The sequence below is a fragment of the Natrinema hispanicum genome (assembly GCF_900111485.1).
GTDB lineage: Archaea > Halobacteriota > Halobacteria > Halobacteriales > Natrialbaceae > Natrinema > Natrinema hispanicum_A.
Genome location: NZ_FOIC01000030.1, coordinates 12,032 through 33,217, shown reverse-complemented (window position 1 = coordinate 33,217; position 21,186 = coordinate 12,032). Strand labels below are relative to the sequence as shown.

Below are 21,186 nucleotides of genomic sequence, written 5' to 3'. Positions count from 1 at the left end.
CCTTTCAACTCGCGTTTCAACTCCTCGTGGTCGGGAATTTCGCCCGTGTCCTCCCAGACTTGGCGGGAGTGATAGTTGGCAACGTTCCAAAGTTTGCTGGCCGACCATCCGTGGCGGTCGAGCGAGTCCTCTACCTGTGAGCGGTTGAGGATTCGTGCTCGGTGGGTGCGATGGACTTCCAGCATTCGTGGAACGACTGTATAATCGCTTATACTTGCTTCAATTGTAAAAGATTGGATTGAGAACGGTGGAATATCCAGTCCTGTCGGAGACGGTGGGGCGTGACACTGAGTGACGGCGCGTATCCACGGCCTAAAGGCCGTGGTATTGCGCCTGTTCAGCGTATAACAAAGCACGGAAGACTGCATCGTCCAACGAGTATGGCACTCGTCTTCTCCGTACAGGGACCGAACTCGGATGCCAAACAGCGACAGTCGGTGGACCGTCGATGAGTCATCGAGCGAGTACCTGGCTGCGGTTCGGATTCATTCGCCGCTACCCGTTCGATCTCGCAGCCGTCTCGGTCGGCGCGGTCGTCGCGTATCTGCTGGTGACGCGATTCGGAACCGAAAGCGAGCTCCGCTTGTTCGCGATGGTGCCGCTTGTCCTGTTTCTGCCGGGCTATGCGCTCGTTTCGACGCTGTTTCCGACCGATAAGCGAAGCGCGAACAGAACGGCGGCGACGGCAGCGGAGGCCCGCCCCCGCGGAATCGACGGCATCGAACGCATGGGGCTGGCCTTCGTCCTGTCGCTTGCGATCGTGCCGCTGATCGTCCTCGTGTTGCCGGTCACCGACTGGGGGTTGAGCGCACAGTCGATCGCCGCAGCATTCGCAGCCGTGACGGTCGTGTTGGCACAACTCGGCGTCGTACGACGAGTTCGAACGCCGGACACAGAGCGGTTTACCGTCGCTCCGATCGCGAGTCTCAGGCGGCTCCGCAATGCAGGTGTAACGGCGTCGTCGGTCGTCCTCGTGATAGCGATCGGGACGGCAGTCAGCGCACTGTTCGTAGGGGTGTTACTGCCCGTCTCGGCGGGCGGATACACGGAACTCGCATTGTATAGCGAAACCGACGACGGCGAGGTGGTCGCCGGCGAGCTCCCGAGTGACGTCGCGCCGGGAACGTCGATTCCGATAACCATCGCGATCGAAAATCACGAAGGTGCCCAGCAGGACTACACGGTCGTCATCCAACAGCAGGTCCTCGAGGACGATGCCGTCGTCGAGCGAACCGAGTTACAGCGGCTCAATACGACCGTCGCCGACGGGACGACCGCACGCAGCGAGCAATCGGTGACACCGACGGTGGCAGCCAACGAAACGGTCCGAATCAGTGTCTTACTCTATCACGACGAGCCGCCAGCCACTCCGACGAACGAAAACGCTGCAGAGGAAACTCACTTCTGGGTGAACGTGACCGACAGGTGATATCCGCCGCGCTGAACGCGAGCTTCCCGCAAACCAAGCCCGTGGGGTACGGTGACTCCGAGCCTCGAGAGACTGCTGGCACCGCCACGGCGACATGAGACTGATCGACCGACGAGAGACGCAACTGCAGGCACTTGCTGTGTCGTGGTTCGGTCCAGAGCGTGTCCTATCGAGAGCGGACGTCAACTCGGGTCGCAGCTCGCCGAACCGCAGACGAGTCGCTCACGGAGGGACTGTCTCCGCAGACGGAATGCGGGGTATCGATCGACACGACCAGCTCGGCTATGGTCTGCCCCTCCTGACGACGGGGACAGCGAAGACGGGCTACCGGCTCGTCCGACCAAGCGGAAGCTCGGCGAGGGGACGACGTGAGACATGCTGGGCCACTGAGAGGGCGAACACGACGACACAGAGTGTCAACGCCACGACCGGCGCGAGTCCGCTCGTCAACGGCCCGATCGCGAGCACCGACAGCCCGAACGCGACGACGCCAACAGCCGTGACGGTTGCATAGAAGCGGTGCCACGCGTGCTGGCTCTCGAGGTGCCGATCAAGGTAGGGCTCGAAGCGCTCCTCGTTCGGGAGCAACTCGATTTCGTGGCCCTCCGGATCCCAGTCGACGATGCCGTGATCCTCGAGCATCGGCAGATGGGTCTGGTACAGCGAGATGTAGACCCGTCGGCGCTGGGTTCGGGTCACGTCGTCGGGATCGGTGTCGTTTTCCCAGGCAGCGACCTGCTCGACGAGCGGCGCGAGATCACAGGAGCCGCCCTGTTGTTTGAGGAACTGGACCGTTCGTCGTCGCCGCGCGTTGCTAAAGACGTCGAACAGCTTGGCCTGGGTGAGTTCGGTCTCAGACATCGCTCCCCTCGTCCCGTTGTCTCCGGTGCCGATTCCGGCAGTCTGATGTGCTCGGATACCTCACACCGCCGAATGCCAGACTGTGACACTTTACTATCACTCGACTACCCTCGCGAAAGGGTTTTGTACCAGTTAGCGGCCGTGACAGACGCCTAATCCAACGTTTCCGAATGAGAACGGGACCCATCCGTTCGTCCGTGGCCGCAAGCGGCCGACTCACGCCGCTTGCGCGAGGAATCGCTCTGATGCTGCCGTAGTTCGTGGCTACACCCCCTGCAAGCCGGGGATAACAAAGCCTCGTTACCGGCTGTTTCTGCACGATCACCCACGCGGGTATCGATTGACTATGCAACGAATATACGATCACACACGACGCCACGGAGCGGCTTACGCGCGTGTCATGAGTACTCATCACAGTCGCTCGATCGATCACTGGGGTAGCCACGGCGCTGGAGGTGGCCGGCCATGAGCGAAACAGTACGTGACGTCGTCGCCGGTGACGGCTGTACGATCGATGACGACGCGACGGTCGGCTACGGCGAGTTCGACGAGCCAGCCCGGATCGGTGACGGCGCGACGATCAGAGCGGGCTCGATCGTCTACAGTGACGTGACGATCGGCGACGGGTTCGTGACCGGACACGACGTCTTAGTCCGCGAGGGGACGACGATCGGCGACGATGTCCTCGTCGGCACCAAGACCGTTATCGACGGCCAGACCGAGATCGGCTCGCACGTCAGCCTGCAGACGAACGTCTACGTCCCGACCCAGACGACGATCGGCAGCAACGTCTTCGTCGGCCCGGGAGCGGTATTGACGAACGACGAGTATCCCATCCGAACCGAGAACGGACTCGAGGGCCCAACGATCGAGGATGGCGCATCGATCGGCGCGAACGCGACGCTGTTGCCAGGTGTGACGATCGGCGAGAACGCGTTCGTCGCGGCCGGTTCGGTCGTCACCGACGATGTCCCGGCAGACACGTTAGCTGTTGGCACGCCAGCAACCGTCCAACCGCTTCCGGACCCTCTCGATGGAGCAAACCAGCTCGCATGACGGACACCGAGACGAACCCCGAGACCGATGGTGGTATCGATGCTGGCACGGGCACAGAATCGGGATATGATGGCGACTCCCGCGGAGACACGACACCCGTTCCGATTGCCGATCCTGAACTTAGCGCCGACGCTCGCGAGCGCGTCACGGCCATCCTCGAGGACGGCCGACTCGCCGACGGCCCGGAAGTCAGGGCCTTCGAGGAAGAATTCGCGACCTACTGTGGGGCCAACGAGGGGGTCGCGACATCAAACGGAACGACTGCGTTACACGCCGCGCTCGAGGCGGTCGGACTCGACGATGGAGATGCGGTGATCACGTCACCGTTTTCGTTCGTCGCGAGCGCGAACGCGATTCGGCTGGCCGGGGGGACGCCCGTCTTCGCCGACATCGATCCCGAGACGTACACCCTGGACCCGGCTGACGTTCGACGGATTCTCGCAGATCGGGACGACGTCGTCGGGCTCTTGCCGGTCCATCTCTACGGGCTGCCCGCCGACATGCCGACGTTGTGTGCGATCGCCGACGAGCACGACCTGTTCGTCGTCGAGGATGCCTGTCAGGCCCACGGGGCCAAAGTCGACGGGCAACGCGTCGGCACCTGCGGCGACGCGGCCTGTTTCTCGTTTTACCCGACTAAGAACATGACTACCGGCGAGGGCGGGATGATCGTCACCGACCGCGACGACGTCGCCGACCGCGCCGCGAGCTTCGTCAATCACGGCCGGGACGTCAGCGGGACCGGCAGCTACGACCACGTCTGCCTCGGGCACAACTTCCGGATGACCAGCATCGCGGCAGCGATCGGCCGCGTTCAACTCGAGCGACTGCCCAAATTCAACCGCACGCGCCGCGAGAACGCCGCTGTCTACGACGAAGAACTCGCCGATCTCCCGCTTGAGACGCCGACGGTGCCGACCGATCGTCGACACGTCTACCACCAGTATACGGTGCGGACGGACGACCGGGACGCGCTCGCGGCGACACTCGCAGAGCGAGACATCGGCACCGGAATCTACTACGAGACACCGATCCACCGTCAGCCGGCCTACGAGACAGTCAGCACGGCTGCGGCACAGCTCCCGGCGGCGGAACTGGCGGCCGACGAAGTGCTGTCACTGCCCGTCCATCAGGAACTCTCGGCCGGCGACAGGCGCACCGTCGTCGAAGCAGTGCGCGATCACTTCACCAGCCAATGAGTACGGACAGAGTAGCTGCCGCGACGACCGACGAACAGCTTCGGGCCGGCGTCGTCGGCGTCGGCTCGATGGGCGAAAACCACGCGCGAGTCTACGCCGAACTGCCCAGCGTCGACCTCGTCGGCATTACTGACCACGACAACGACATCGCCGACCGCGTCGCCGCCGCGTACGACACCGAGGCAGTCTCGCTCGACACCCTTCTCGAGCGCTGTGACGTCGTGACAGTGGCCGTCCCGACCCACGCCCACTACGAAACAGTCTCGACCTGTCTCGAGGCCGGCGTTCACGTCTTGGTCGAGAAACCGATCGCCGAAACCGTCCAACAGGCCAGGGAACTTGCCGAGCAGGCACACGACGCAGGGCTGGTCTTACAGGTCGGCCACATCGAGCGATTCAATCCGGCAGTACAGACGGTCGCGGAGTTGATCGATGACCTCGACGTGATCAGCGTCGCAGCCGAACGGCTCGGCCCACCGGTCGATCGCGTGGCACCGGGCAACGTCATCTACGACCTGATGGTCCACGATGTCGACGTCGTCGGTGCGATCCTCGACGAGCGACCCCACTCCGTCGCCGCGATGGGCACCGATGACGGCCAGTACGCCACCGCGACGATCGAATACAACGACGTCGTCGCGACGGTGACGGCGAGTCGTGTCACCCAGAAAAAGGTGCGCCGGCTCACCGTGACCGCTCGCGAGTGTCTCGTCGAGGTCGACTACCTCGAGCAGTCGGTGCTGATCCACCGCGATTCCTATCCGGAATACCTCGCTGACGACGGTCAGTCCCGATACCGCCACGAGAGCGTCGTCGAACGGCCCCGCGTCGACACCGGCGAGCCGCTCCGCAACGAACTCGAGTCGTTCGTCGAGGCAGCCAGAACCGGCTCAGACCCCGAGGTAACGGCTGAGGATGGCATCGAGGCACTCAAAACCGTCCAGCTGATCGACCGGCTCGCGATGGGACCGAGCGACGACGCGGACGACGAGTCGTCACGGGGACCGGAGGTGGAAGTCTGATGGCGGAGCGGTCGACCGACACGAGCGCTGGCGCTGGCTCCGAAGCGACTGGCGGGCTCTACGGCTCGACCTTGTCGCCCGACCGACAGCGTGAGCGGCTGACGGGCGGCGAGGTGCCGGTCGCCGTCTACGGGCTCGGCAAGATGGGGCTGCCACTGGCGGCAGTCTACGCCGAGACGACGGGGAACGTAACCGGCGTCGACATTGATCCGGCCGTCATCAAGACGATCGCCGACGGCAAAAGCCACGTCGTCGGCGAGCCCGGACTCGACGATCTCGTCGCCGACCAGGTCGCTGCCGGGCGGCTCGCGGCCACGACGGATGGGGCGGCGGCAGCCGATTCGGCCCGGATCCACGTCATCATCGTCCCGACGCTCTTAGACGAGGACAATAATCCCGATCTCACGACGGTCGAATCGGTCGTCGACGACATCGCAGCCGGACTCGCACCCGGCGATCTGGTAATCGCCGAGTCGACCCTGCCGCCGGGAACCTGTCGTGATGTCCTCGAGCCCCATCTCGCGAGCGAAAGTGGCCTTGCACCCGACGCGTTCGGGCTCGCCTTTTGCCCCGAGCGAACGTCCTCGGGCACCGCCTTGCGCGACATCCGCGGCCACTACCCCAAGGTCGTCGGCGGGATCGACCCGGAGAGTACGCGCGCAGCCGCACTCGTCTATGATGAACTCTCGGACAACGAGGTCCACCCCGTCTCGGACGCGACGACGGCGGAGGCCGTCAAGGTGTTCGAGGGGATCTATCGGGACGTCAACATTGGGCTGGCCAACGAACTGAGTCGGCTCGCAGACGAGCTCGAGATTTCGGTCCGCGAAGCGATCGACACGGCTAACGACTTGCCGATGTGCCAGCTTCACGATCCCGGCCCCGGCGTCGGCGGCCACTGCATTCCGTACTATCCACATTTCCTGCTCGGCCGGACCGACGAGCCGATGGCCGTCACTGAGACGGCTCGCCGGGTTAACGACGAGATGCCCGCGGTCGTCGTCGACCGACTCGAGGGAGAACTCACAGAAATCGACACCGATCTCGCAGACGCGTCGGTCGTCGTCCTCGGTGTCACGTACCGTCCCGGCGTCGAGGAAACGCGTGCTTCTCCGGCGCTGGGCGTCATCGACGTACTGTCCGAGCGCGGAGCCGACGTTGCGGGTGTCGACCCGCTGGTCGATCCAGCTGACTACGGTGCACGACCGGTAACGATCGACGACCTGTCTGACGAGACGTTCGACGCCGCCGTGCTCGTTACGCCTCACGAGGCGTTCGAGCGGATCGACTGGGCCGCGCTCGAGCCGATGGTCGTCATCGACGGCCGGGACGCGGTCGATCTCTCGGCGACTGCCCATCGGGAGTACGATCTCGCTGGCTCGAGCGACGGTCGGCCGCCGCGTGGCTTGCGTGACCGCGACAGCGCCGGCCGGGACGGGGCCGGGCCGAAGAGCGCGACAACCGATGGAGGCAACGATGTATAAGGGAAAACGGATCGCCGTCGTGGTCACGGCCTACGACGAGGCGGCGTTCGTCGGCCGGGTCATCGAGACGATTCCCGACTTCGTCGATCGTATCTACGCCGTCGACGATGCATCGCCAGACGACAGCTGGCAAGTGATCCAGCGGGTCGCAACGCGAGTCAACGCCGAGAGCGAGGTGGCCGATCAGGCGCTTACGGCGGCCGATGGCGGCGACGAGCGACGGGTCGTGCCGATCCGTCACGCGGAAAACCGGGGCTACGGCGGTGCAGTCAAAACCGGCTACCGTCGTGCCGTCGCAGACGATATCGACGTCGTTGCGGTAATGAACGGCGACGGGCAGATGGACCCCACGATCCTCGATCGGATCATCGACCCGGTCGTGGCCGGCGAAGCCGACTACGCCAAGGGCAATCGGCTGCTTTCATCCGACGACCGTGATGGGATGTCGACGTTCCGGTTCGTCGGCAACGCCATGCTCACCGGGCTCTCGAAGTTCGCCACGGGCTACTGGTCGCTCGGCGACCCACAGAACGGCTACACCGCCATCTCGAGCGAGGCGATCGAACGACTCGACCTCGACGAGATCACCGACCAATACGGCTTTCTCAATCACCTGCTGACGCATTTAAACGTCGCGGGGTGTCGCGTCGCAGATGTCCCCATGTCAGCGATCTACGGCGACGAGGACAGCAGTATCAAGTACGGCCCGTTCATCCGGTTCGTCTCCCTGTTGTTACTTCGGAGCTTCTGCTGGCGGTTGAAGACCCGGTATGTCGTCCGCTCGTTCAATCCGGCCGTCGTCTACTACGCCGTCGGTACGCTGGGGCTGGCCGGCGGACTGGCTGGCCTTGGCGGATCGATCGTCCGGGCGGGACGCGGTGACGATGCTTTTGCGGGCGGTCTTTCGTCGTTCGTTGCCACCCTGCTTGGGCTCGTCTCGCTCGGGAGCGCCATCCGACTCGACGCCGAGGCAAACGAGGACCTCGAGGTATCGTGTGACGAGAACAGCAATCCAAGCGACGGCGACGCTCGAGCGCCGGCTTACTCGATGGAGTAAGTGACGATCTCGTCGCTATCGCAGGTCGGACACTGGGCGGTTCCGGCCGAGACGTTCGTCCCACAGTGTCGGCACTCACGAACCACCGTAACCGAACTGATACCCTCACCGGTGTCCGCGTTGGCGTCCGGCAGCTCGGTTCCGGTATCCGAGCCGGAAAACAGGTCACTGAGCAGTGTAGAGAGACTCATAGAACGGAACTAGTCGGCTCTTTTCTGGAGATCGATATAAGTTTTTCGTGACAGATCGCTCATGCCGGGTTCGCAGATCAGTGCAACCGCCGGGCGTCACAGCCCGCAAGCGACGTCAGATCGTCCGTGACCGGGGCTGTAGCACTTGCTTGGTCGATCGGTCGAGGCGCTCGACGGTACCGCGAGATTCGGCGACATCAACGAGGAGATTGGTCAGGTTCACGAGGTCGCCGACGTACTCCCGGCGGCGTTGCTCCCACTGCTCGGCGATATCGTCGTCGGCGAGTACCTCGAGCGAGCGGTCTCGAACCGCCTCATAGGTGTCGAACTGTTCGGCGAGGCCGGCGCGCTCGAGTTCCTGGAACTCGCCGTACTCGTGGTCGTCGGTCCCGCGATAGCGGAACGCGGGCGTGCCAAGCAGCGCGGCTTCGGTGGCCATCGTCCCGGTATCGGCGACCAGCAACTCGGCCTCGGCCATCGCGTCGTGGATCAATGCGGGATGGAGATCATAGGGCCGCGCCGGGAGGTCTCGGAGGTCTAACTCGTCGCCTTCGTCGGAGACGAAGACCGTCGCAACCTCGCTCAGCCGTTCGATCAGGTCCCGTCGCTGGTCAGGACGGAACCCCTCGAGATCGGCGTCGTGTAACGCATCGAGGGCGTTGAACCGGACCAGCACGTACGGCTCATCGGGATCGACGTCGAGATACGTCCGGACGTCGGTGGTGGGCTCGAAGACGTCGGGGTGGAGATAGGCACACTCTTTGAAGCCATCGAAGGTGTAGTGGGCGTCGCCGAGATCGCGACGCGTCACGTCCGGCGAGAGGATACAGTCGGCGAAGGGCCGCGAGACGGTGTGGTTGAAATCACCAGGTTCGTCATCGAGGACGAGCACGATCGGCGTCCGCGAGAGCGTGCCGGCGTAGGCCGCGTAGGGTCCCCGGCCGAAGACGACGTCGGGATCGAACCGGAGCGCTTCGATACCGATCGTCAGGAACTGCCCGCCAACTTCGCGGGCGAATCCGAGCTTCGAGTAGCCCTCCGTCCGGTGGTCGCCGTACACCCGGTAGGGCAGCTCGAAGTAGTCGAGTAGGTCGGTCGTACAGGCGTACTCTCTGGTGAGGACGAGCACGTCGTGTCCCGCTCGCTCGAGACGGTCGACGGCGTGTCGATACAGGTGAACGTGGGCAGGTGTGTTCGCAAAGACGAGGATCCGCATCGCGCTCGAGTACCCGTCCTCGGCTCTTTGTAATCGGATCGCTACAGGATGAGCCGCTCGTGGGCGACTCCAACAGGTCCGTGTACGTGAGGGAAACCATCGCCGGCGGCTCTGTCGCCGCTCGGACCGATCACATATTCCGGCATTGACCGCCGCGCCAGGGTGGCTGGACCCTAGATAACAAAACGCAGTCGGGCCGTTTCGCCCGACAATCGACATGGACGTCCTCACTCTCACTACGTACGCCGACGCGCCGTTTATGACCCAACAGCAGGCCGCACTCGAGGAGCGAGGCGTCTCGTTTTCGACGCTGTCGGTGGCCGGCGAGGTCGCCGCCGACGTCGACCGGAGTCCGATGGATTACCTCCGGACCATCCCCCGGGTTATAACCGAGGCGAAAAACGGCTACGATCTGATCCACGCTCACTACGGGCTGACGGGTCCGATGGCGCTCGCTCAGCGTCGCACACCGGTCGTCCTCTCGTTGTGGGGGTCAGACATCCACGGCCCCGTGGCCCCGGTCAGCCGACTGTCCGCGCGGTTTTGCGACGAGGTTGTCGTCATGTCCGAGGAGATGCGTACGGCACTGGGGGTCGATTGTCGAGTGATCCCCGACGGTGTCGACCTCGAGCGATTCACGCCAGAGCCACGGACACAAGCCAAACGACGGGTCGGCTGGGACGACAGCGACGCCGCCGACGTTCTCTTTCCGTACCCGCCAGCTCGCGAGGTGAAAAACCACCCGCGAGCAGAGCGTATCGTGACGGTCGTCGATAACCTCCTCGAGCGTCCTGTCCGGCTCCGAACCGTCCACGGCGTCGATCACGACGCCGTTGCGGACTATATGAACGCTGCCGACGCGCTGTTGTTGACCTCCCACAGCGAGGGGTCGCCCAACTCCGTGAAAGAAGCGCTGGCCTGTAATCTCCCTGTCGTCGCCACAGACGTCGGCGACGTCCAGGAGCGACTGGCCGGCGTCGAGCCCTCCCACGTGGCCACGACCGACGAAGAGTTGGTGCGGGGACTCATCGACGTCCTCGAGCGCGGCGACCGGTCGAACGGACGTGAGGCTGCCCGCGAGGTGAGCATCGACCAGACCGCTGATCGAATGCTCGCGGTCTACGAGTCGGCCGCAGAAGGGGAGGTCGGGGCCGGTACAGAGGGCGAAACACCGCGCGTGCAGGACGGGCCACAACTGAGATAAGCCGCTCTGAACTCGGTCTCTGCCGGCGTTTCGGTTACTGCATCTTTGCTCGATACCACTCCATCGCGTCGGGTACGTGTGCCTCGAGCGGCTGATACTCGTATCCTAACTCGTCGTGTGCCTTCCTCGAGGTGTAAAACAACCGCTGGGTCGCAAGGTCGGCCATCTCGCGATCGAAGGGGAACACGCGCCGGTCGGCGACGATATCGACGAGTTCGGCAACGGGACCGGCAGCGCGGATAGCCGTTGCGGGTACGCGAACCCGTGCTGGTGAGCCGTCGGCCGCGTCAGCGATTCTGTCGACTGCCTGCTCGAAGGTGAGGTTCTCGCCGCCGAGGATGTAGTGCTCGCCGCTGGTGCCGCGTTCGGCAGCCGCCAGGAGTCCGTCGACGACATCCGAGACGCCGACGATACTCAGGCCGCCCGGGAGGTGGGCCGGCATCGTCGGCTCGACACCCATCGCGAGCAGTTGGGCGGTGAATTCCTCGTCGCCCGGGCCGAAGATCGACGTCGGGTGGACCGTGACGGCGTCTCCAGTCGCCTGTGCGTAGCGGTCGACGAGTTCCTCGGCTGCGGCCTTCGACTCCTGATAGGCCCCGATCGGCTCGGCGACAGCCGTCTCGTCCGCGAAATCGTCGTCTCCCTGCGGCCGGCGCGTCCCGGCGGTGCTGGTAAAGACGACCCGTCCGACGTCGCCGTCGCGACAGGCCGCGAGGACGCGCCTAGTCCCGTCGCGGTTGACCTCCCAAACGGTCTCGGGACCGGCACTCCAGAGCCCGATTCCTGCGAGGTGAAAGACGACGTCGGCTCCGTCGACGAGCGAGCGCAACGTCTCGTCGTCAGCGAGGTCGCCGACGTGCCACTCGACTCCCTCGAGTCCATTCCGATCCGAGGTCGGTCGACTGAGCCCGTGGACGTCCCAGCCCTCCGCGAGCAAGCGATCACAGAGCCGCGAGCCGAGAAAGCCGGTCGCGCCTGTGACCGCCGCAGTCCGGGAGTCGGTTATCGCGGTCATCGACCACCCTCGAGCTGTGGTGGGACGGCGTCGCCGGCGACCGCAGCATAGACGCGGTAGGCGGTCGAGACGGCTGGATGTGGCGAATCCGGTGGCGGCAGATCGCCGTCCGGGATCGTGGCCCGAAGCCGATCAAAGTCGACGTCACCTTCGACTGTCACCGGCTCTTCGTCCTCGCGGACCGTCTTCAGCGCGTCGTCGGCCTCGAGCGAGCGCCCGAGCAAGGAACTCGCGACGGCGTCGACGGCCGACGGCTCGCCAGCAAGCAGGACATCTGCTGCCACCGGCTCGCCGCCGTAAGCGGTCGTCGCGTCGATGACGGCAACTGCGGGATTGACGATAGGCCTCGTTGCGACGGGAACGCGAGCCGGCTTCGCGTCACAGTCGATCGACGCGGCGAGCGTACGCATCGCACCGGCGACCGGCCCCGCTGCGGTCGGTCGAAGCGACGGGACGACCACGACGGTACTCTCGACGAGCCGCTCGGGAACCGAGAGCGCGACTGGCGTCCCATCAACCGAGCAGACCTCGTCGAGTCGCGGTTCCGCCGCCAGATCGACGAGTGTCGCATCGAATCGCTCGAGCAGGCTCGTGTAGCCGAGATAGTCCGCCGTTCGGTCGAACGAGATCCGCTCGTCGCTCGCGCCCGCAACGGCGATTTCGGCGTCCGTCTTGCGCTCGAGGTGAGCGACCATCGAGCCGATCACGGCCGGATCGGTGACCATCCCCGAAGAGGGATGAAACGGATAATGGGCGTCGGGGACGAGCGTGATCCGATCGGCATCGGCGAGCGCCTCGAGCGAGGGTGCGAGGACATCTCGCACGGGCGACTTGAGGTGAGTCAGCCGGGCGTCGATATCGGGAATCCAGCCACCACGGCGGTTGGCCGCGTCGACGGCGACCGCGCGGACCGAGGCCGCGCTCATAAGGTCACCTCCGGCGTCTCGAGCCCGTCAGTGTCGGCGTCAGTTTTCTGTGCGGCTAGCTCGTAGGCCTGCTCGGCGAGTGCGAGCGTGCGCCGGCCGTCAGCCCCGTCGACCGGCGGCTGTTCGCCGTCACGGATCGCGTCACAGAAATCCGCCAGCGCGTCGTAGTGTGCTTGCAGGTAGAACGTCGGCCCGAAGACATCCGGCTCGTCGCGCGTGAATCGGCTGGCAACGTTCGAGAGGGCGGATTTCGCCGCGCCAGCGTAGAAGTTCTCGGGCAGGTGCTCTTGATTGCTGATCGTGCCGGTCACGCCCTCGAGACGCAGCCGAGTGTTGACCTCCGGCAGCTGTTCCCACTGGTAGGAGCCACAGTGCAGCGTGACCGTCGTCCCCGTCTCCGGCGCGTCCATGAGGACGGTCGCGGCATCCTCGACATCGACTTCGAGAGTTCGCCCCATTGACGCGTCTCGTACCTCGAGGTCGCCGAACAGCCACTCCAAGACGTCGAAACAGTGGACACCGAGCTCGAGTAAGGAGCCGCCGCCGGCTGCCTCCCGGTCGAGCGGCCACGACGGCGGTGCGCTCTCGGCCGGCGGCCGACCGAGCGGGCCGTCGTTGAGCCGGGTGATCGAGGCGTAGGGAACGTGCCCGACACGACCCTCGTCGTAGGCGGTTTTGACACCGGCCATGTCCGGCTGGTAGCGCAACGTGTGATCGACGCCGACGGCGATCCCAGCCTCGCGAGCGGTCGCAAGCATTTCGTCGGCCTCCTCGGTCGAGCGTGCAAGCGGCTTCTCGACGAAGACGTCGACGCCGGCATCGGCGGCCTGTTCGACGGCATCAGCGTGGAGGAACGGCGGAAGAGCGACGACTGCCGCGTCCAACTCCTCGGACGCCAGCAGCGTCGTGTAATCGTCGTACGTCCGCGAGACGCCGGCGCGTTCGGCTCGATCGCGGTTCTCGGCGACGGCATCGGCGGCCGCGACGACCTCGACGCCCGGCATCGCAGCTGCCGATTTCAGGTGTACCAGTCCGATGTTCCCGACGCCGAGGATGCCAAGCGACAGTGCGCTCGAGTCCGTCAATCGATTCAGAAGCGTTGGTGCCATCTGCTCGCACACGGGGCGGCAGCGGGCTTTGTTATCGTCGTCGTATCTGCTCGTGGCACTCGTGTAGTGGAATCATTCACTGAGAGTGCCGGAGAACACGGGGTAGCGGCCGATCACACGCAACTGGCGAATGGGTCTGTACGGACCGCAATCCGATCGTCTGAGACGGGTTCCTGTCACTGGGTCCCGGCGGGACCGCAGGACGGTCGCGGCCTGCCGGCACTGACTGACAGCAGACCGTCTGAGAACGAACGACCCGCGTCAGCTCCGGGTCACCGTCGGTCGGGCGTCGGCTTCAGCAGTGATCCCGCCGGTCACGCGGTCGACGACATCGGCCATCGTCTCGACGGTGAGGTCGGTCTCGGCACGACGCTGTGCGAGGTAGGACAGGATCGCCCGCATGCGACGGTCATCACGCTCGTGTGTCAGGTTGTTGGGATGAAGCCACATGTGGAAGATCCCGTCACGTTCGGTCGCCTGGTCGATGCCGTAGCGAGCAAGCGCCACCATCGGATCGTCCCAGACCGATTCGGCAACCGTCCGTGCAGAGCCCTCGAATCCGAAGAGAAACAGCGAGGCAGGAATGTCAACGAGCCCGTATTCATCGATCGTCGGTGTCACGAGCAACGATTTGTTAAGCACCGTCAGGTCGAAGATACACCGGATACCGTACCGGGTCGGTGACCGGCTTCGATAGGCCTGTATCCCCTGTTCAGCGAGCACGTCGCGATGCCCCACCTCGTTGCGCGGATAGATGAACGAGTCGACCGACTGGTTCCAGTCAGCGGCGATCTCGAGGCTGCGCTCGAGTTCAGCCACGGCGAGTTCGCGATCCGTCTCCGGGAGCCCAAAGAGGACATGTGAGAAGGAGTGGCTGGCGAACTCGTGGTCGACGTCCGACTCGAGGACATCTCGGACGAGATCGGGGCCAAAGCGGATCTCGTCCCGATCCTGCCAGTCGGTTCGTTCACGCTCGAACCAGCCGTCGGGAGCTGGGTGATCGGCATGTCTTCCATCACAGGACTCGAGCATGAGATGGCCGACGACGGCCCAAGTCGCCGGAATCCGATACTCCTCGAGCAAGTCGACCATGGCTGACCACCCTCGACGGCCGGCAGCAACCCGCTTCGCTGGCGGATTCGGGAGATCGTGAAAGCCCCAGCCGAGTTCTGCATCGAGAGAGAGCACTACGCTTCCCACAGCAACCACCCGATTTGAACCGGTGCCATATCCGGGTCCGTCTCCAGTAGGCGGCTTTGTTATGCCCGTCTTTTGCCAGCCGACCGGCGACCCATACACTGTGCATGCAGATATCATACACACATCGACTCGAGCGGCCCGTGACGTGGTAGTAATGCTACCGAACAGGGACACGTCAGTCACCGGGAGTGCCGAGAACAAAGACACGTCAGTCGCCCGGAGTGCTGAATCATCTCCATAACAAAGCGGATCTCGGTCAACCCACAGGACAGCAGGCGTCTTCGACGTCTCATACTGTAATCATGAGCGGATCTACAGCCCCCTCCGAGCGAGCGTTCGTGCTCGGACTCGACGGCGTGCCGTGGAGACTCATCGAGCAATGGAGCGACGAGGGTGAACTCCCGAACATCGCCCGGATGCGCGAGGAGGGCGCATCGGGCACGCTCGAGAGCACTCGTCCGCCGACGACGCCACTCGCGTGGCCGTCGATCGCAACGGGGGTCTGGCCGGACAAACACGGCATCTACGGCTTTCAAAACCTCTCGTCGGAATACAGCCACGAGATGTACACGAGCCACGACCTCGCACAGCCAGCGCTGTGGGATCTGCTCGGGCCATCCCACGTCGGGAACGTCCCGATGACGTATCCAGCCCGCGAGATCGACGGCACCATGGTTACGGGCATGATGACCCCCTCGACGGATCGAGAGTTCACGCGGCCACCGGATCTGCAAGACGAGATCGAATCCCGGATTCCGGACTACGAGATCAGCCTCGACTACCACAAATACGGCGATCGGTTAGACGACTTCGAAGTCGCCGTCGACGACATGCTCGCGAAACGCCGCGAACTAATGCGCCTCCAGATGGAGCGGGCCGGCGACGACTGGCAGCTGTTTTTCTTCGTCTACACCGCTCCCGACCGGTTCCAGCATCTCATCTGGGACATGGACCGGCTGTTAGAACACTACAAGCAACTCGACGAAATCCTCGGCGAAGTCATGGCGTACACCGACGACCACGATGCGGACCTCTACGTCGTCTCCGATCACGGGTTCGGTCCAATCGATCAGCTCGTCTACGTCAACCGGATTCTCGAGAACGAGGGCTATCTGTTCCGGCGCGAAGACGACGGGACCCGCGGCGCACTCGCGAGCCTCGGCATCTCCCGGGATGCGATCACGAGCGCACTCAGTCGCGTCGGGATCACCGAAAAGACGCTCGTCCAGTCGCTGCCCCGGCAGCTGGTCGACTCGGTGGCTGCACAGATCCCCGGCGATCACGCGCTCTACGACGTCGACTTCGACCGCACCGTCGCGTTCGTCCACGACACTGGGAACTGCTATATCAACGACAGCGACCGCTTCGAGGGCGGCATCGTCTCGCCGAGCGAAGTCCCACGAGTGAAAGCAGATATTAAAGCAGCCCTGGAGTCAGCGACCGACGCCGAGGGCACGCCGTTGCTCGAGGTCTTCGACGGCGACGAGCTATTCCCGACCGACGAGGACGCCCCCGACCTGGTCGTCTGTGGGAGAGAAACCTACGAGTCACGCAGTACGGTCTCCGACGAGGTACTCGGCGACACCGGCGTCTACGATGCGAGCCACCGCAGCGAGGGGATCGTGTTGTGTCGTGGGCCGTCGATCGACGCTGGCGCGACGCTTCGCGGGGCACGCGTGGTCGATATCGCACCGACCCTGCTACACGGGATCGGCGAACCGGTGCCGAAAAACGCCGACGGCAGAGTGTTGTTCGACGCATTTGCCGCGGAGACGTCACCTGCGACGACGAAAGTCGAGCGCTCGGCTGTCGCCCAGGTTGATACCGGTGGAGACGTCGACGAGGACTTCGACGACGTCGAGGACCGGCTGAAGGGCCTCGGCTATATGGAGTAACGGTCTCGCCACAAGAGCGATTCCTGCAGCGAGTAATACGGGGCGGCGATCGAAACGCCGTCACAGGTGTGCTGACTGGGGTCCGCCGTTTTTGAAGACAGCACCACCGTCTATCGAGTTGACGACACAGCAGCGTAGCATGCTGCTACCGAACGTAGGACGCTGCTATGGCCCATCAAGTGATCGGTATCGAATATAAGCGATTGTATAATTAAGCATCGTCGGGAAGACAGGATTTCGTATACATGCCGAGACGCCACCCCGGTCGAACGCGGCCGACGAGAACCAATTCGTGGTGGCGCTTTCGAGCGTGTACTCACCCAGCGTGATGCCAATGAACGTCTACAAAGCTCTGTTCGGGATCGCAAGCGTCGTGCTCGGCGTCCTCGCCCTGCTCGGCTCCAGCGTGTTCTCCTCGCACACCAGCCAAGCGGCAGACGGCCCCGAGACGTCCACGGCCGTACAGTTCGATCAAACCGATGTGGTGTCGGCTCGCGATTCGTCTCGATCGACGACGCGTCGCGAGTCGGCGAAACGCCACGTTGACCCGATTTTCCGACAGCCGTAGTATCTCTTTGTCCGTCTCGTCCGTCGGCCATCGTCGTTTCGAGCCGCCAGAGTGACAGTGAAAGCTGAAACTCGGTTACGCGATTATTTACTAACACCACGTCTGTGTCACTCGAGACACAGTTTCACCAGACTATGATCCAGCTTGCAGGTACACCCCCGGACGAGGTGATCGTTTGATGAACGTTCTGTCGGTCGTCGGTGCACGGCCGCAGTTCGTCAAGGCAGCTGCCGTCTCACAGCAGCTTCGAGATACCCACGACGAACTCCTCGTTCACACCGGCCAACACTACGATCCGGAACTCTCCGAGGTGTTCTTCGAGGAGCTCGCGTTGCCCGAGCCGGCGTTCCACCTCGGCGTCGGCTCCGATTCCCACGCCACGCAGACCGCCGAAATGATGCTCGAGCTCGAACGGATCATCGACGACGAATCGCCCGACGTCGTCCTCGTCTACGGGGATACCAATTCGACGCTCGCAGCCGCCCTCGTCGCAGCGAAATCGTCGACCCAGCTCGCACACGTCGAAGCTGGCTTGCGCTCGTACGACTGGTCGATGCCTGAAGAGGTCAACCGCCGCCTGACCGATCACTGTTCGGATATCCTCTTCGCGCCCGGCCAGCACGCAAAGGAAACCCTCGCACAGGAGGGGATTTCGGAGAACGTGTTCGTCTCCGGTGACGTCATGTACGATACGCTGATACAGATCAGCGACCGGCTTCACGGCACCGAGACCGAACTCGACGTTCCCGACGAATACGTGCTTGCAACCGTCCACCGGGCGAAAAACACGGACGATCGGGACAGACTCGAGTCGATCATCGATGCCTTCTCGCAGTTGCACGTCCCAGTTGTCTTCCCCGCGCACCCGCGGACGGTGACAGCACTCCAGGAGTACGGACTCTGGGACCGAGCAACGGAGGCGGCTCGCGTTATCGACCCCGTCACCTACGGGCAGTTCATCACGCTCGTCGAGGACGCAGTCTGTGTTGCGACGGACTCCGGCGGCGTCCAAAAGGAGGCGTTCTACCTCGATACGCCGTGTGTCACCCTCCGGGAGACGACCGAATGGATCGAAACGGTCGACGCTGGCTGGAACACCCTCGTCGGCGCAGAGACGAGCGAAATCGTCGATGCGGTTCGCGCTGCCGTCGATCCACCGGCCAAGCCGGAACTCTACGGCAACGGGAACGCAGCCGCTCGCATCGTCGAGCAACTCGAGCGGAGCGTTCGCTGAGATGCGCGACACGACCGACCGACGATCGAACGCCGACTCGAGGGCCACAGAGACGCTTGCTCGCTCGTATGCACTGCCCGCTTCGACAGCCGAGTTCATCGACGACCTGCCGCGAGCTCGGGGTTCGCTTCCGGACGATGCGACGTTCGCGCTCTGTCTGACACACGACGTCGACCGGCCGTACAAGGGGGCTCGATCGTTCTACTACGCGACTCGAGAGCGACCAGCGTATCATCTGCGGACCGCACTCTCGTCGGCCAACCCCTACTGGCAGTTCGAGGAGATCATGGCCCTCGAGGACGATCTGGATGTTCGCTCGGCGTTTTACTTCCTGAACGAGCAACACCTGCTAACAGATCGCCCGATCGAGGAGTGGTTCTCACCGGCAAACTGGGTCCAGCACCTCGGTCGATACGACGTGACCGCATCCGAGATCGTCGACGTCATCCACAACATAGACGACGGCGGCTGGGAAGTCGGCCTGCACGGCTCGTATCACTCCCCGACCGATGTCGAGCGGTTACGCGAGGAAAAGAGCGTGCTCGAGGACGTCCTCGGCGGCCCCGTCACCGGCGGTCGCCAACACTACCTGCAGCTCTCGGTGCCGGAGACGTGGCAGTACCACCGCGCGATCGGCCTCGCGTACGATGCGACGCTCGGCTCGAGTACGGACTGTGGCTTCCACGCTGGGTATCAGCCGATTCGCCCCTTCGGCGACGACTTTCTCGTCTTTCCACTGACGATCATGGAGCAAGCGCTTCCGGATCCGGCGTCTAACTTCGAGGCCGCCCGCGAGACCTGCGAGCGACTCCTGCAGGAAGCCGCAGACAACGGCGCTGTTATGACTGTCCTCTGGCACCCGCGATACTTTAACGAACGCGAGTTCCCCGGCTACCGGCGTTTGTATCAGTGGCTCATCGAGCGGGCATCCGACCTCGGCGCGTGGATCGGACCGCCTCGAGCGCTCTACGAGGACCTCGAGCGCGACGGGACCGACCACTGCCATCGGTCAAAGGCGAATCGCTCCGATTCGAGCGAACAGCGACCGAACAGCCGACGCGTGTAACTCGAGACGGAGAAGACAGTCCGCAGCAAGCCGGTTTCTCTTCGATTGTGAGTGTCGTCGCGACCGAGATCAGCCATACGGACTCCTGTCAGTCAGTGTCGGCCGGCCGCGACCGCCCTGCGGGCCCACCGGGAACTCGTGACAGCAGACCGTATCAATCGCTGCCGACACCGATCTGTGGTTTCGATTCGGACCGGCGCGGGGAATCGAACTGATGGATCGCCTCGAGCGTCCCGACATCGCCATGTGCGATCGCAGCATCGACAATGACCTCGGTGAGATTTACTTTATCCGCAAGGTAGACGTTTCGTCGTCGCTGCCACGTTTCGTCGACGCTCTCGTCACGAAGCAGCGTCGTCGACAGGTCGAGCACGTCGTCGAATCGAGCCACGTTGTGAATCAGCCCTTCGTCCTCGAGTTCCAGGAAATTGCCCATATCCGACTCACCGACGAACGAGTTCGACCGAATCGCTGGCGTCCCAAGGAGCGCAGCTTCGGTGACCATCGTCTGCGTATCGGCGACCAGCAACGTTGCTTCGGCGAGTGCATCGTGCATCAGGGCCGGGTGGAGATCGAACGGTCGCGCTGGCAGTCCCTCGAGGTCAACGTCGTCGCCTTCGTCGGAGACGAGGATCGTCGCCTCGTCACTGAGACGGTCGATGAGACGGCGACACTGCCCGCTCGTGATCCCGTTCTTGCCGACATCGTGTTGCGAGCCGAACGCATTGAGTCGAAGGATCGCGTACGGTTCGTCGTCATCGAGGTCGAGTCGATCTCGAATCGAGGGATTTGGTTCGTAGACTTCCGGATGGAGATACGCACATTCTTTGAATCCGGAGAACACGTAGTGATTCTCACCCAGTTCTTTCCGGAACGTCTCGGGCGTGAGAATGGCATGCGCGAACGGCGTCGAAATCGAGTGGTCGAACGACGCCGGTTCGGAATCGATGAGCAAGACCGTCGGTGCTCGGAGTACCGCACCGGTGTGTGCCGCGTAGCCGCCCATCCCGAACACGAGATCCGGATCGAGCCGTCTGGCATGCCGGATGGCACGCACGTAGTGGATCGGGAGGCGACTCAGCAGTGAGCTTTTGGACGTATCACAGTAGCCATAGACCTCGTAGGGGAGGTCGTACCACTCGAGCAACTCGATAGTGCAGGTGTAGTCTCGAGCAAGGACGAGTACCTCGTGTCCACGGTCCTGAAGCGTCTGGACGGCGTGTTTGTACAGATGTACGTGTGCCGGCGTGTTCGTGAAAAACAGATATCTCATGTTGAAAGCCACCCTACTCTGAATCGACGATAGACAATTCTCGCTGTTTGTTATCTCGTTCGTACCGACACCTGCCGTCGAACAAGCCGATCGTGCGGAATCACACGTCGGCAGCACTAGTCAGTAGCGAAGACATACCCCTCCCTGTCATCGAAACACGAACGCACGACACGTTCGGCGA

19 protein-coding genes and 1 pseudogene are annotated in these 21,186 nt (G+C 63.5%); 11 read left to right on the top strand and 9 right to left on the bottom strand.

The window, feature by feature from the left end; all coding sequences use genetic code 11:
• Window positions 1–185: pseudogene (locus BSG09_RS21160) on the bottom strand (RNA-guided endonuclease InsQ/TnpB family protein); the annotation flags it as partial.
• A gap of 263 nt (window positions 186–448) precedes the next feature.
• Between BSG09_RS21160 and BSG09_RS16880 the strand changes: the two are divergent.
• Window positions 449–1,429, top strand: a complete 981-nt coding sequence (locus BSG09_RS16880; RefSeq protein WP_092935184.1) for a DUF1616 domain-containing protein — start codon at window positions 449–451, stop codon at window positions 1,427–1,429.
• A gap of 324 nt (window positions 1,430–1,753) precedes the next feature.
• On the opposite strand, the gene BSG09_RS16875 is transcribed toward BSG09_RS16880, so the two are convergent.
• Window positions 1,754–2,290, bottom strand: coding sequence for a DUF7344 domain-containing protein (locus BSG09_RS16875; RefSeq protein WP_092935182.1), 537 nt, complete (start codon window positions 2,288–2,290; stop codon window positions 1,754–1,756).
• Between the two features lie 465 nt (window positions 2,291–2,755).
• Between BSG09_RS16875 and BSG09_RS16870 the strand changes: the two genes are divergently transcribed.
• From BSG09_RS16870 to BSG09_RS16850, 5 genes are read left to right on the top strand one after another with little or no spacing between them, the layout of a single operon-like run.
• Window positions 2,756–3,346, top strand: a complete 591-nt coding sequence (locus BSG09_RS16870) for an acyltransferase (protein WP_092935180.1) — start codon at window positions 2,756–2,758, stop codon at window positions 3,344–3,346.
• Window positions 3,343–4,545, top strand: coding sequence for a DegT/DnrJ/EryC1/StrS family aminotransferase (locus BSG09_RS16865; protein ID WP_092935178.1), 1,203 nt, complete (start codon window positions 3,343–3,345; stop codon window positions 4,543–4,545). The genes BSG09_RS16870 and BSG09_RS16865 overlap by 4 nt, the downstream gene beginning before the upstream one ends.
• Window positions 4,542–5,567 carry a Gfo/Idh/MocA family protein gene (locus tag BSG09_RS16860; protein ID WP_092935176.1) on the top strand — a complete coding sequence of 342 codons (1,026 nt, stop codon included), beginning with the start codon at window positions 4,542–4,544 and terminating at the stop codon, window positions 5,565–5,567. Before BSG09_RS16865 ends, BSG09_RS16860 begins: the two co-directional genes overlap by 4 nt.
• Complete coding sequence (locus tag BSG09_RS16855; protein WP_092935175.1) at window positions 5,567–7,051, top strand: nucleotide sugar dehydrogenase; 1,485 nt, start codon at window positions 5,567–5,569, stop codon at window positions 7,049–7,051. The genes BSG09_RS16860 and BSG09_RS16855 overlap by 1 nt, the downstream gene beginning before the upstream one ends.
• The gene (locus BSG09_RS16850; RefSeq protein WP_092935188.1) at window positions 7,044–8,108 is read left to right on the top strand and encodes a glycosyltransferase family 2 protein; all 1,065 of its coding nucleotides are present in this window, start codon (window positions 7,044–7,046) and stop codon (window positions 8,106–8,108) included. The genes BSG09_RS16855 and BSG09_RS16850 overlap by 8 nt, the downstream gene beginning before the upstream one ends.
• On the opposite strand, the gene BSG09_RS16845 is transcribed toward BSG09_RS16850, so the two are convergent.
• Both BSG09_RS16845 and BSG09_RS16840 read right to left on the bottom strand, forming a co-directional pair.
• Window positions 8,093–8,299, bottom strand: a complete 207-nt coding sequence (locus BSG09_RS16845; protein ID WP_092935173.1) for a hypothetical protein — start codon at window positions 8,297–8,299, stop codon at window positions 8,093–8,095. The genes BSG09_RS16850 and BSG09_RS16845 overlap by 16 nt on opposite strands.
• Window positions 8,300–8,414: 115 nt before the next feature.
• Complete coding sequence (locus BSG09_RS16840) at window positions 8,415–9,515, bottom strand: DUF354 domain-containing protein (RefSeq protein WP_092935171.1); 1,101 nt, start codon at window positions 9,513–9,515, stop codon at window positions 8,415–8,417.
• A 217-nt stretch (window positions 9,516–9,732) separates the two neighbouring features.
• Here BSG09_RS16840 and BSG09_RS16835 point away from each other — a divergent pair, with 217 nt between their 5' ends.
• A complete protein-coding gene (locus BSG09_RS16835; RefSeq protein WP_092935169.1) occupies window positions 9,733–10,719 on the top strand; it encodes a glycosyltransferase in 987 nt (328 codons plus the stop codon).
• Between the two features lie 34 nt (window positions 10,720–10,753).
• Here BSG09_RS16835 and BSG09_RS16830 read toward each other — a convergent pair whose 3' ends face one another.
• The 4 genes from BSG09_RS16830 to BSG09_RS16815 form a co-directional block, all read right to left on the bottom strand.
• Window positions 10,754–11,734 (bottom strand): NAD-dependent epimerase/dehydratase family protein, encoded by a 981-nt coding sequence (locus BSG09_RS16830; protein WP_092935167.1) that lies wholly within the window; start codon window positions 11,732–11,734, stop codon window positions 10,754–10,756.
• Window positions 11,731–12,660 (bottom strand): DUF362 domain-containing protein, encoded by a 930-nt coding sequence (locus tag BSG09_RS16825; RefSeq protein WP_092935165.1) that lies wholly within the window; start codon window positions 12,658–12,660, stop codon window positions 11,731–11,733. The genes BSG09_RS16830 and BSG09_RS16825 overlap by 4 nt, the downstream gene beginning before the upstream one ends.
• On the bottom strand, window positions 12,657–13,769 hold the full coding sequence (locus BSG09_RS16820; RefSeq protein WP_092935163.1) for a Gfo/Idh/MocA family protein: 1,113 nt from the start codon (window positions 13,767–13,769) through the stop codon (window positions 12,657–12,659). The genes BSG09_RS16825 and BSG09_RS16820 overlap by 4 nt, the downstream gene beginning before the upstream one ends.
• Before the next feature lie 261 nt (window positions 13,770–14,030).
• Window positions 14,031–14,969: a polysaccharide deacetylase family protein gene (locus BSG09_RS16815; protein ID WP_092935161.1), complete on the bottom strand. Its 939-nt coding sequence runs from the start codon at window positions 14,967–14,969 to the stop codon at window positions 14,031–14,033.
• 302 nt (window positions 14,970–15,271) lie between these two features.
• Here BSG09_RS16815 and BSG09_RS16810 point away from each other — a divergent pair, with 302 nt between their 5' ends.
• The 4 genes from BSG09_RS16810 (at window position 15,272) to BSG09_RS16795 (ending at window position 19,732) form a co-directional block, all read left to right on the top strand.
• A complete protein-coding gene (locus BSG09_RS16810; RefSeq protein WP_092935159.1) occupies window positions 15,272–16,864 on the top strand; it encodes an alkaline phosphatase family protein in 1,593 nt (530 codons plus the stop codon).
• Between the two features lie 334 nt (window positions 16,865–17,198).
• Entirely contained in the window at window positions 17,199–17,432 is a 234-nt protein-coding gene (locus BSG09_RS16805; RefSeq protein ID WP_092935157.1) for a hypothetical protein, read from the top strand.
• A gap of 178 nt (window positions 17,433–17,610) precedes the next feature.
• Window positions 17,611–18,666 (top strand): non-hydrolyzing UDP-N-acetylglucosamine 2-epimerase, encoded by a 1,056-nt coding sequence (gene wecB / locus BSG09_RS16800; RefSeq protein ID WP_092935155.1) that lies wholly within the window; start codon window positions 17,611–17,613, stop codon window positions 18,664–18,666.
• Between the two features lies 1 nt (window position 18,667).
• Entirely contained in the window at window positions 18,668–19,732 is a 1,065-nt protein-coding gene (locus tag BSG09_RS16795) for a polysaccharide deacetylase family protein (protein ID WP_223174749.1), read from the top strand.
• 154 nt (window positions 19,733–19,886) lie between these two features.
• Here BSG09_RS16795 and BSG09_RS16790 read toward each other — a convergent pair whose 3' ends face one another.
• Entirely contained in the window at window positions 19,887–21,005 is a 1,119-nt protein-coding gene (locus BSG09_RS16790) for a DUF354 domain-containing protein (protein WP_092935153.1), read from the bottom strand.
• Window positions 21,006–21,186: the final 181 nt, after the last annotated feature.